11 protein-coding genes are annotated in these 11821 nt (G+C 67.0%); 8 read left to right on the top strand and 3 right to left on the bottom strand.

Annotation, left to right across the window (positions count from 1 at the left end):
* Positions 1–90 precede the first annotated feature (90 nt).
* Positions 91–831, top strand: a complete 741-nt coding sequence (locus BLT60_RS21415) for an FCD domain-containing protein (RefSeq protein WP_090880056.1) — start codon at positions 91–93, stop codon at positions 829–831.
* Here BLT60_RS21415 and BLT60_RS21410 read toward each other — a convergent pair.
* A complete protein-coding gene (locus BLT60_RS21410; RefSeq protein ID WP_090880054.1) occupies positions 819–1547 on the bottom strand; it encodes an SDR family NAD(P)-dependent oxidoreductase in 729 nt (242 codons plus the stop codon). The genes BLT60_RS21415 and BLT60_RS21410 overlap by 13 nt on opposite strands.
* A gap of 169 nt (positions 1548–1716) precedes the next feature.
* Between BLT60_RS21410 and BLT60_RS21405 the strand changes: the two genes are divergently transcribed.
* The 7 genes from BLT60_RS21405 (at position 1717) to BLT60_RS21375 (ending at position 8855) form a co-directional block, all read left to right on the top strand.
* Entirely contained in the window at positions 1717–2805 is a 1089-nt protein-coding gene (locus BLT60_RS21405; RefSeq protein WP_090880051.1) for an ABC transporter substrate-binding protein, read from the top strand.
* A gap of 30 nt (positions 2806–2835) precedes the next feature.
* On the top strand, positions 2836–4317 hold the full coding sequence (locus BLT60_RS21400) for a sugar ABC transporter ATP-binding protein (RefSeq protein ID WP_090880048.1): 1482 nt from the start codon (positions 2836–2838) through the stop codon (positions 4315–4317).
* 2 nt (positions 4318–4319) lie between these two features.
* The gene (locus BLT60_RS21395) at positions 4320–5282 is read left to right on the top strand and encodes an ABC transporter permease (RefSeq protein ID WP_090880045.1); all 963 of its coding nucleotides are present in this window, start codon (positions 4320–4322) and stop codon (positions 5280–5282) included.
* A 21-nt stretch (positions 5283–5303) separates the two neighbouring features.
* Positions 5304–6161, top strand: coding sequence for an amidohydrolase family protein (locus tag BLT60_RS21390; RefSeq protein ID WP_090880042.1), 858 nt, complete (start codon positions 5304–5306; stop codon positions 6159–6161).
* 15 nt (positions 6162–6176) lie between these two features.
* Positions 6177–7253 carry an Ldh family oxidoreductase gene (locus BLT60_RS21385; RefSeq protein WP_090880039.1) on the top strand — a complete coding sequence of 359 codons (1077 nt, stop codon included), beginning with the start codon at positions 6177–6179 and terminating at the stop codon, positions 7251–7253.
* Positions 7250–8224 carry an alpha/beta hydrolase gene (locus BLT60_RS21380; protein WP_090880036.1) on the top strand — a complete coding sequence of 325 codons (975 nt, stop codon included), beginning with the start codon at positions 7250–7252 and terminating at the stop codon, positions 8222–8224. The genes BLT60_RS21385 and BLT60_RS21380 overlap by 4 nt, the downstream gene beginning before the upstream one ends.
* 400 nt (positions 8225–8624) lie before the next feature.
* Positions 8625–8855, top strand: coding sequence for a hypothetical protein (locus BLT60_RS21375; protein ID WP_090880033.1), 231 nt, complete (start codon positions 8625–8627; stop codon positions 8853–8855).
* Positions 8856–9106: 251 nt separating this feature from the next.
* On the opposite strand, the gene BLT60_RS21370 is transcribed toward BLT60_RS21375, so the two are convergent.
* Both BLT60_RS21370 and BLT60_RS21365 read right to left on the bottom strand, forming a co-directional pair.
* The gene (locus tag BLT60_RS21370) at positions 9107–10372 is read right to left on the bottom strand and encodes a ribulose-bisphosphate carboxylase large subunit family protein (RefSeq protein WP_090880030.1); all 1266 of its coding nucleotides are present in this window, start codon (positions 10370–10372) and stop codon (positions 9107–9109) included.
* Positions 10369–11763, bottom strand: a complete 1395-nt coding sequence (locus BLT60_RS21365; protein ID WP_090880027.1) for a four-carbon acid sugar kinase family protein — start codon at positions 11761–11763, stop codon at positions 10369–10371. The genes BLT60_RS21370 and BLT60_RS21365 overlap by 4 nt, the downstream gene beginning before the upstream one ends.
* Positions 11764–11821: the final 58 nt, after the last annotated feature.

The following is an 11821-nucleotide window of genomic DNA, read 5'->3' as shown; positions in this document are numbered from 1 at the left end:
TCCCGGTCAAACAGCTCCGAAGCCCGGAAGGCCAATTGGTCTGACAGGTTCGATGTGGTATGACGGAGTCGACCAGCGAAAAGGGGACTCATGGCGCCAGCGCGGAAACGGTTTGAGGAAATCGCCGAGCATCTCGAGTTGGCGATCTTTTCCGGGCGGCTTTCGGTCGGTGACAAGATCCCGTCAGAACGCGGACTGATGGAGCAGTTCGGGGTCGGACGGTCAACCGTCCGCGAAGCGCTGTTCATGCTGCAGCGGAAGGGGCTCCTGGAAACCCGCCCGGGTGCCGCGGCGCGGGTGTCGCGTCCCGACGCCAACACGCTGGTCGACGACCTGTCCGGCGCGGCGCGGCACATGCTCAGCCAGACAGACGGTGTTCGCGACCTGCAGAATGCGCGAACGCTGTTCGAGATCGGCCTTGCCCGCCACGCCGCGAAACACGCAACGGCGGAAGACCTCAAGGCGCTGAAGGCGGCGCTCGACGCCAACGGCGCGGCCGAGGACCAGCCGACATTCGAGCGCACCGACCTGACCTTCCATTACACGCTGGCGATGATCACCCATAACCCGATCTTCACCGCCCTTCATCATGCGCTGATGGCGTGGCTGGCCGAGCAGCGCTCGGTTTCGGCACGGGCCGGTGCAACCCGGTCGGAGATCTTCGAGCAGCATCGGGCGATCTACGAGGCGATCGCTGCCGGCAATTCGGTTGTTGCCGAAGAGGCGATGGAGACCCATCTCGCGACGGTCGCTCACTATTACTGGCAGGGTGTGGCGCCGCCCGAGGCGCGCCCCGAAAGCCGCCGCCGCGCCTCGTCTCAGGCCATGTAGACGCCGCCGTTGACGTCGAGGACCGTGCCGCAGATGTAGCTGGCTGCATCCGAGCACAGGAAGGCGGTCGGCCAGGCGATTTCCTCCGGGCTCGACATTCGCCGCAGCGGGATCCGTTCGAGGTCGACAGATTTTCCCTCCATCATCGGCGTCGCCGTCGAGGCCGGCGCGATGCCGCTGACCAGGATGTTCTGCGGACCGCCGCGCTGCGCCAGCCACTTGACGAGGGCATGCAGCCCGCCCTTCGAGGCGACGTAATGGGCGCTCGCTATGAGGCCGCCCATCTTGCCGGCCAGCGAGCCGACGAGAACGATCCGGCCGCCGCCGCGCGCCGCCATCCCGGGCATCGCGGCGCGGGCAGCGAAGACCGCGCCGCGGAGGTTGACCGCCAGCACATCGTCGAACACGTCGTCCCAGCCGTCGTCGGTCCAGTCATCCCAGGGGCAGATCGCGGCGACATAGACCAGGGCGTCGATGTCGCCGGCCCCGGCGATCAGCGCCTCCACCGCGTCCCGCGAGGCAACATCGCAGGCCGACGCGCTGGCTTCGCCGCCGGCCGCGACGATCTCCGCCGCCAGATCGGTCGGCGCCTCGCGGTCGGCGAGGACAAGTCGCGCGCCCAGCCCGCCAAAAACCCTTGCGGTCGCCTGGCCGATCCCGCCCGCGGCGCCGATGACGACCACCTTCCGGGCCGAGAGTTCGAACGCTGATTTCATGTCGTTACCTATCAGACCAAAACTGGGTGACTCCCGCCGAGCTGGGCTTTGAGGGAAGAAATCGGCCTGAGAATAGCAGAATTTTGCTAGACGGCGCGCTTAAAACTAGTCATACCAGATCAATCGCGCATTCGCATTCAAGGACGATGCGCCGCTCAGGGAGGTGAAAATGAAAGTCACGTTGCTCGCGACGGTCGTCGCGGTGTTTGGCATGGCCGGCTCGGTCGCCGCACAGGACATCGTCGAAGAGGCGAAGAAGGATCTGGTGATCTACGCCGGTCCGCAGACCGACTGGCGTGGTCCGACCAGTTCGCCGAAGCCGGAAGCCGGCAAGAAGATCGCCTATATCTCGAATGACGAAAACAACGATGCCTCGCGCGCCTGGGGCGTCGCCATCCAGGAAGCCGGATCGAAGATCGGCTGGGACGTGACGATCATCGACGGCAAGGCAACGCCGGTCGGCTGGATCAACGCTTTCAACCAGGCCATTGCGCTCGGCGTCGACGGCATCGTCACGTCGGCCGACGCGGCCAGCCTGCAGGAGCCGATCGGCGAGGCGGTCGCGAAGAATATCCCGATCGTCGGCATCCACGCCGCCGCATTGCCTGGCCCCAATGAGGAACTCCACCTCTTCACCAACATCCAGCAGGACCCGCGCGAGATCGGCAAGGCGCAGGCCGACTGGGTGATCGTCGACTCCGGCGGCAAGGGCAAGGTCGTCGTCACCAGCCACAACGAATTCGCCATCGCCGAGGCGAAGTCGCGCGCCACCGAGGCGCGGATCAAGGAATGCCCGGATTGCGAAGTCGTCGAGTATGTCAGCTCGCCGATCGCCGAAGTGGCGCAGCGCCAGCCGCAACTGGTGATCTCGTGGATCCAGAAATACGGCACGCCGCTCTATGTCACGGCGGTCGCCGACTACACGCTCGACTTCCAGGTTCCGGCGCTGCGCAGTGCCGGCGTCGAAGCCGGCGACATCAAGCTGGTCGGCGCCGATGGTCAGCGTTCCGCCTATGAGCGCATCCGTTCGGGCGAATACCAGGCCGTCACGGTCTCCGAGCCGGTCGAGATGCAGGCCTACCAGGCCGTCGACGAGATCAATCGCGCCATCCAGGGCGAGGCGCCGAGCGACTTCGTCCAGGCGCCGTATCTCGTCACGCCCGACAATGTCGATGCCGAGGGCGGCGACCAGAATGCCTTCGTCCCGACCAACGACTACAAGGCGAAGTATCTCGAACTGTGGGGCGTCGAAGGCTAGGCGGCAGCGCCGGCTGACACGAAGACGACAATGACTCCCGCCGGCCCCGTCCTTCTGCGGTGCGACCGACTGAGCAAGCGTTTCGGGGGAACCCAGGCGCTTGACTCGGTCGGCCTCGCCATTCGGGCCGGCGAGATCCATGCCCTCCTGGGCGAGAACGGCGCCGGCAAGTCGACGCTGATCAAGATCCTCGCCGGCATCTACGTCGCCGACGATGGCGCGATCGAAGGTCCCGCCGGAAAGGCGGGGCCGGGCAAGCCGGTCCCCGGCATCGCCTTTGTCCACCAGGACCTTGGCTTAGTCGAGACGATGACGGTGGCCGAGAATGTCGCTGTGGTTGCCGATTACCAGCGCAAGCGCGGCCTGATCGACTGGGGCGCGACCGAGGACAAGGCGCGCCACGCCCTCGACGCGATGGGCTGCACTTTCGATCCGGGCACGCTGGTCGGACGCCTCTCGGCGGCCGAGAAATCGATGGTGGCGATCGCGCGGGCGCTGGCGATCGAGGCGCGGATCCTGGTCCTTGACGAGCCGACCGCGACGCTGCCGGAATCCGATGTCATCCGCCTGCATGAGGTGCTGCAGCGCCTGCGCGGCCAGGGTCTGGGCATCATCTACGTCACCCACCGCCTCGACGAGGTTTTCCGCATCGCCGACACCGTGACCGTCCTTCGCGACGGCAAGGTGGTCTCCAGCCGCCCGGTCGGCGAGACGACGCCGCAGGGACTGGTGATGGATATCGTCGGCCGCGGCATCGAGGAACTGTTTCCCGCCATCCGCCACGACATCGGCGATGTCGTCCTCGCGGTCGAGGACCTGAAGTCGAAGTCGGTCGGGCCGGTCAGCTTTGAAGTGGCGGCCGGCGAGATCCTTGGTCTCGTCGGGTTGCGCAGCGCCGGGCACGACGTCGTTGGCCGCATCATCGCCGGCGCGCTTCCTTCGCGCTCGGGCGACATCCGCCTCGACGGCAAGCGTTTGACGCTCGACGATTCCCACGACGCCATCGTCGAGGGCATCGGTTTCGTGTCGAGCAAGCGCACCGAAGAGAGCATCTGCGCCGGGCTGGCGGTGCGGGAGAATCTCTTTCCCGATCCCGACCTTGCCGGCATCAGCGTGATCGGAACGCAGCGCGAACGGCAGATGGCGACCGACGCGCTCGATACCTTCGACGTGCGTCCGCGCGATACCGAGCGGCCGATCGCTACCCTGTCCGGCGGCAACCAGCAGAAGGTGGTCATCGCCCGCTGGCTGACGGTTGGCCGACGGGTCCTGGTTCTGGAAGAGCCGACAACCGGCGTCGATGTGGGCGCAAAGGCGGAGATCTATCGTTTGCTGAACGAAGCATTGTCGAGGAAGCTGGCGGTCCTGCTGGTCTCCTCCGATTTCGAGGAGGTCGCCGGCCTGTCCGATCGCGCACTGGTCTTCAGCCGCGGCCAGACCGTTGCCGAGGTGCCACGCGCCGACCTGTCGGTCGAGCGGCTGACGGCGCTGGCCTCCGGCGGAGCGGTCTGAGCATGCCGTCGATCATTCGTATCGTCTCGAGCTGGGGCCTGCCGATCCTGCTGGTCGGCCTGATCGTCCTCTTCTCGATCCTCCGGCCGGACAGTTTCCCGACCCAGTTCACCTTCACCTCGCTCGCCAACAACCGCTCGATCTACGCGCTTGCCGCGCTGGCGGTAATGATTCCGATGACCGCCAACCAGTTCGACCTCTCGGTCGCCGGCGTCATCGGCATCTCGCAGATCCTGGCGATCGGGCTGCAGACCCAGCAGGGCATGCCGTGGTGGCTCGCCTGCCTGGTGGTCCTGGCGATCGGCGTCGTCGTCGGATTCATCAACGGCATCCTGGTGACGCGCATCAGGATCAACTCCTTCATCGCCACGCTCGGCACCGGATCGGTCCTGCTCGGTATCCTGCAGTGGTACACGGAGGGCCGACAGGTCGTCGGCTCGCTGGCGCCGGCCTTCATCGCCCTGTCGGGCCGCATCGGCCCGGTGCCGCTGGCGCTGATCTACGTCATCGTCATCGGCATCGTGCTATGGATCGTGTTCGAGTACCTGCCTTTCGGCCGCAAGCTCTACGTGCTCGGCGAGAACCCGAGGGCGGCCGAACTGAACGGCATCTCGGCCCAGCGCTACGTCACCATCGCCTTCGTCATTGGCGGCCTTGTCTCGGCCTTTGCCGGCATCGTTCTCCAGGCGCAGTTGCGGGTCGGTCAGAGCACGGTCGGCCAGGAGTTTCTGTTGCCAGCTTTCACCGGCGCGCTGCTCGGCGCGACGGCGATCAAGCCCGGCCGCACCAATGTCTGGGGAACGCTGGTTGCCGTCGCAGTGCTGGCGGTGACCGTCGCGGGGCTCAACCAGTTGGGCGCGCCCTTCTTCGTCGAGCCGCTGTTCAACGGCTTCATGCTGATCGTCGCGGTGGGGCTCTCGGTGACCGCCGCCCGTCGCCGCGATCGCATCGCCACCGAAAGATGATCCTGCTCAGGAACCGAGACCATGCCTGACTTTCCTATCGTCGACTCCCATGTCCACCTCTACGATCCGGGCGCGCTCGATTTCCCCTGGATGGCCAACGCGCCAAAGCTCAACCGGCCGCACCTGCCGGATGATTTCCGCAGGCTGACCGCCGGGGTCGACGTCGAGGCGCTGGTCTTCGTCGAGGTCGATGCCGCCCCGGACCAGCATCTGCGCGAGGCGGAATGGGTGGCTAATGTCGCCCGCAGCGAGCCGGACCTGATCCGCGGCATGGTTGCGGCGATCCCGCTGGAGAAAGGCGAGGGGGCCCGGGCCGATCTTGCCGCCTATGCCGAGGTCGGCATCGCGCGCGGCGTGCGGCGGCTGATCGAGCGGCATCTCGACGAACCCGGCTGGGCGCTACAGGACGACTTCGTCGCCGGCGTCCAGATGCTGCCGGAGTTCGGCTTCTCCTTCGATATTTGTGTTCTGCATCCGCAACTCGCCGACGCCATCGAACTGGTCCGGCGCTGCCCGAAGGTCAGTTTCGTCATCGACCATGTCGCCAAGCCCGGCATCCGCGACGGGCTGGTCGAGCCGTGGAAGTCTGAGATGCGCGAGATCGCCAGCTTCCCCAATGTCGCGTGCAAGATCTCCGGCGTTGTCACCGAGGCCCATCACGACCGATGGACCGAGGCCGAGGTCATTCCCTACATCGAACACACCATCGACTGCTTCGGCTTCGACCGGGTGATGTTCGGCGGCGACTGGCCGGTCTCGGAACTCGCCTCGACCTACAAGCGCTGGGTCGATGTCGTCGACACCGTTGTTGCCGGCGCGTCCGAGGCCGAGCGCCGCAAGCTTTACCGCGACAACGCAATCGCCTTCTACCGACTGTAATCGAGGAGCGTCACCATGGCCATTTATCCCAAGGGAGCAGGGGATCGCGTCGTCGATCCGGGGGCGCTTGAGGCGATTGTCACGGCGATTTTCGCCGGTTGCGGGATGAGCGACGCGGACGCGGCGCTGCTCGCCGGGTCGCTGGTCGCCTCCGACCGTCGCGGCATCCTTTCGCACGGGGTGATGCGGGTGCCGGACTACGTGAAGAAAATGACGAAGGACGGCGTCGACCCGCGCGGCGTGCCGACCGTCGTCTCGGACCGGGGCGCGGCGATCGTCATCGATGGCCACAACTCCATGGGCCAGATCGGCGGCACCATGGCCATGCGGCGGGCGATCGAGCGGGCCGGAGAAATCGGCGTTGCGTTCGCGGCGGTGCGCGGCTCCAACCATTGCGGCGCGATGGACTGGTACACGCTGATGGCGGCGGAGGCCGACATGATCGGCATCGCCGGCACCAACGCCATCCCGACGATGGCGCCATGGGGCGGCACCGACAGGATCGTCGGCATCAACCCGCTGTCGATCGCGATGCCGGCGGCCAGCGGCAAGCCCTTCGTGCTCGACTTCGCCTTTGGCGCGACCGCCCATGGCAAGATCCGCATCTACCACCAGAAGGGCAGTCCGATCCCCGAGGGCTGGGCGTTCGACGCGGAGGGAAATCCCACCACCGATGCGGGTGCGGCGCTCAACGGCATCATCCAGCCGATCGGCCAGCACAAGGGCGTCGGCCTCGGCATGGCGGTCGGCATGCTGTCGAGCCTCCTGTCCGGTGCCGGCTACGGGACCGAGTCCGGCAACATGGAAGATGGCGCGGTCGTCGGCGTCGACGGGCATTTCTTCATGGCGATCAATGTCGCCTTCTTCGAGGATGTCGCGCGCTTCAAGACGCGCACGGACGGCGTCATCGCGCAGGTTCACACTTCCGGCCGCCGCGACGGGGTGGAGCGGTTGTATGTGCCGGGTGAAATCGAATCCGATCTCGAAGCAGCGTCGCGGGACGGGATCGTCCTGCCGGGAACCGCCATCGACGACATCGTCGCGGCGGGCAAGGCGCTCGGCGTCGATGTGACGGCGCTTGCCGGGCAATGAGCGTCGAGCCGGCCCCCAGCCCGCTCGCCGAGGCATCCATGCTGGACCCGGCCTATCTGCCGTTCCTCAAGGCGATCGGCCCCTCTGATCCGGCCATCGTTCCGAGCGAGGCGAGCATTGCCGAGGTCCGTGCCGCTGCGTCGCGGGCGCGCCTGCCCTGGCAGCGCGGTGGCGCGACGATGCACACGATCGTCGAGGAGACGATCGCGACGCCCGAAGGTGCGCTCCGGATGCGCGTCTACTATCCGAGCGACACCCGGCCATTGCCGACGCTGATCTATTTTCACGGCGGCGGCTGGGCGCTCCTCGACATCGACACCCATGACAGGATCATGCGCGAATACGCGGCGGCCGCCGGTTGGGCGGTTGTTGGCGTCGATTACCCGCTGGCGCCGGAGGTCCGGTTTCCGGATACGGTTCCTTCCTGCGTCTCGACCATCGACGCCGTGCGATCGCGGTTCCCACCCCTGGGTCTGACCGCGCCCCTGGCGCTCGGTGGCGACTCGTCCGGCGCCCACCTCGCCCTTGCTTGCGCGATTGCCATGCGGGACGCCGGGGCGCCCCCCGTTGACGCGCTTATCCTCAACTATGGTGTCTACGACGGGAGCCGCGCGCACCCTTCGCACGTGACCTTCAGCGCGCCCCCATTCACGCTCACCGGCGACCGCATGGCCTGGTTCTGGGATCTCTATTGCCCCGATGCAGACCGCCGGGCCGAACCGCTCGCTTCGCCGCTTCATGGCGATCTCGCCGGACTGCCGCCAATTCGCCTCGTCACCACCGGACTGGATATCCTGCGGGACGAGAACCTGGCGATGCTGGTCCGGCTGTTCGAGGCCGGCAATGCCGTCAGCCTCGACCACCATCCGCATGCGCCGCATGCCTTCCTCGAAGCCCTGGCGGTCCATCCAGAACCGATGCGGGCGATCGCCCAGACAGCGGCTTGGCTGAACGCTGTCACCGCAAGCTGATCGCGCCCGCTTGCCGGCCCATGGTTTAGCTCTCTCATGTGTGGCCGTCATGCGTCCTTCGAGGCTCCGCTGCGCGGAGCTCCTCACGATGGCGACGGTGTGATGATCGGACCGACGACCGGAGGCCATAATGCTCCGCCTCGCCATCCTGAGGTGCGAGGGCCATGCCCGGGCCTCGAAGGACGCACGATCATCGGTTCAGCTTCCTTCGTCGTGAAGTGGGTCGACACCGGATAGAGTGGGCCGGCAGCGCGTTTCGCTACCTCCTCGGCCAGCGCGACGCCGTTGGTCGCCGACGGTTCGTCGAGACGTCGTCAACCATCTTTCAGCAAAGTAGCGGAATCGGCTTCGAAGGCGGGGTAATATGAGTCAGTAGAGTTTGAGTATTGTTGAGTTCGCCATGAGTATCGTAGCGATTCAATGCCCGAAGACCGGGCAGCAGATCTCCACGGGTATCGAGACCGACGCTGCCTCCTTCAAGGCCGCACCCTTCGCCAATCATACGGTAGAATGCTGGGCCTGCGGCGGCCGCCATTCGTGGTCGCGACGCTGGGCCACCCTTGTCGAAGTGGACGATCCGGCCGTGAAGCGGGCGGGCGTACCCATCCCGGGATCGTCGGTTCACGCCTGAGCCTGTCACCTCATGCCGAGGAGGCTGACAGAAAGCGCCGGTTGACCGGTCCGGTCATCGGGCGTTGAATCCCGGTTACGGCGATTCAACACGCTGCTTTCCGGGAGATCCACCGATGACCTTGCTTCAGTTTCTCGTCATCATGTTCGGGCCGGCGCTGGTTCTGGCGATTGTCGGCTTCGCCGCGCTCACGGCGGGCCGATCGACCCGCGCCTGACCGTCAGCGCTCATCGCTCCTCGAACACCGTTCGTCAGACCACGATCGATGGCTTTCGGAAAGTCTCCAGGGCTGCCTTCAACTCGCCGTGGCTTCGCGCAAAGTCCTCCACCGCGATGTCTTGCCGTGCCGCCTCGGCGGCCTGGCGAAGGGCGATGACGCCGGCGCCCGGCCCGCCGGGATGGCTCATGATGCCGCCGCCGGCGCAGAAGATGAAATCGTCGTTGCCGAGGAGATGCCGCGATGGCGCGACCTGCCACGCGGTCTGGCCGGATGAGATCACCGGCATCGCCGTATAGGCCGGCGCGCCGTCGCCGGCGAAGGGCGTCTGCACGGCAAGCGCCGCCTCGCGCACCACTGCGTCCGACTCGGTGAACTTGTTGGCGAGGCCGTTGACATGCAGGTGGTCGGCGCCGGCCAGCCGCCAGAGCTTTTGCCAGGCGACGTAGCTGATGCCGATATCCGGCGAGCGGGAGTAGAGGCCCCAGCCGGCGCGGTGACCGTGGATGACCACGCTGCTCCGGTCGCGCACCGCGCGCACGCCCGGCAGGCCGACGGCGTTAATGCACACCACGGCGCAGGTGGCGTTGTTCGCTTCGAGCAGTTCGAGATTCCGCCACATCTGCTCGATCTCGTCGGTGATGTTGAAGGCGTACATCACCCGCCTGCCGGTCCTGTCGGCATGGCGGTCGAGCACCGCCGTCACGGCTTCCACCCGATCGGCGAGCGGGCAATAGGTGCCGTTCGCTTGCAACTCATCGTCCTTGATGAAATCGATGTCGGCATCGACCAGGGTCTGCACCAGTGCCGCCGTCCCGGCGGCGTCGAGGCCGACGCTCGGCTTGATGATCGTGCCGATCACCGGGCCGTCATGGCCGCCCAGCATGCGGCGGGTGCCGGCGGCGCCGAATTGCGGCCCTGGACAGGCGGCGATGAGTGCCGTCGGGAGGCCGATGTCGAGCAGCCGGATCGCCGACAGTTCCGCCAGTTCGAAGAGGTTGCCGGCGACGGTGGACAGCAGCGTCGGCAGGGAGAGGCCGACATTCTCGGCCGGCCAGCTGACCGTTACGCGGCCGCGCTCGTAGCGCGGACCTTCCCGCCGGCTGGGCAGGGCGGGCCGGGGGCTCTCGCCGGTGATCTCGATCGCCTCGATCCGCGCCGCCGACCGTTCGCGCAATGCGTCGGTTTCGGCGGCGAGGCGGACGAAGGTTCCGGTCGATTGCTCGCCGGCCATCACGGCGGCCGCATGGGCAACGCCCGACGGCGACTCGATGTCATAGACTGCGGTGATCCGGGTCATCGGGCGCCACCGCCGTCACGCACCCTGCCGAAATAGTCGGGGCTGCCCATCTGGCCGCCCTTCAGCGCGAGTTCGAGGCCGTCCATGGCTCCATCGGCATGGGCGCGGAAGATGGCCGCGCCGGGGATCGTCGGGGCGAGGGCGGACAGGGCGTAGATGCCCAGTTGCTGGGTGGCATAGCCGGACGTGTCGCCGCCCGAGATCACCGCGCGGCTGACGCCGGTCCGGGTGACGATCTCATGCAACGCCAGGCCCAGCGCCTCGCCGATCGCCTGGTTGACCTCGGCCGCCGGGCGCTGGCTTGCGGCAAGCGCCTGGTTGAAGCGCGCCACGGCCGGGTCGTCGACGCCCTCGGCGGTATGGATCAGCGGGTCGGCGCCGCGTTCGAGGGCGGCGATGGCACGGTCGACGACCCGCGCGGTTTCGGCGGCGAGGGACGCAGGATCGCCACAGGCCAGCGCAGCGTCGAAGGCGATGCAATCGAAGCCGTTGGTGCGCGACCAGCCGATCTGTTCGCCGGTTGTTGGCGAGACGGAGCCCGACACCGCTACCATGCGGTCCGCCCGGCCGATGCTGCCGGCGGCGCCGCGAGTCTCGATCAGGCCGTGCTCCTGCCAGTAGCGAACGAGGGCGTATTCGACGCCCTGCGATCCGACGACGAAGGGGTTGGCGTCGCGCTCTTCCCAGATCAGCCGGCCGGCCGCCGCCTCTGAAGCCGCGTCCATGCAGTCCAGCGTCACCGCGTCGATCCGGTCCGGATTTCGACCGGTCGGCGCCGCAAGGGATGCGCCAGGCGCCGCGAGCGCCTCGAGCGACATGAGGCTGACATCCAGCCGCTCCGACTGTGCGGCGATGTGACGGGCGACGTCCGATTCGGTCATCGGGGTGACCGGATGGCGGGCCATCACCGGATGGCGATCGAGGCGGTAGACGGTGTCGCCGACGGCCGCAAAAAGGTGGCCGAAGCACTGGTAGCGGCGCATCGCCGGCGCGGCGACCAGGATCGGCGCGGCGGTGAAACCGATCTCGCGCGACGCGATCTCGATGGCGCGGCCGATCGAACCGACCTGTGGCGATGAGTCGAGGGTCGAGCAGACCTTGTAGTGGAGGAGCGGCGGTTGAAGCTGCGCCAGGCCGCGAAATGCCGCCGGCAGGTTGGCGTCCATCCACTCCGGCGACTTCGATCGTGCCGTCGACGCGATGCCGACGCCGCGCAGTCCGGGGAAGCGCGCGAGCTGGGCCTCGTTCGGCACATCCAGAAAAAGAATCGAGGGGAGGCCCGCGAAGGTCAGCACTTCCATCACGGCGGCCGCGCCGGTGAAGTCGTCCCCGTACCACGCAACCAGGAGGCCGCTGGGGAGAGGTGCGGCGACAGGGCCGGTTTGCGACATCAGTGGTGAGGCCCGCTGCTTGACAGGGTCATATGGCTAGTATCTCATCATACCAGTT

It is taken from the genome of Bauldia litoralis, from assembly GCF_900104485.1.
Classification (GTDB): Bacteria; Pseudomonadota; Alphaproteobacteria; order Rhizobiales; family Kaistiaceae; genus Bauldia; species Bauldia litoralis.
The sequence above is the reverse complement of the archived record's forward strand: the minus strand, read 5'-3'. Positions and strand labels throughout refer to the sequence as shown.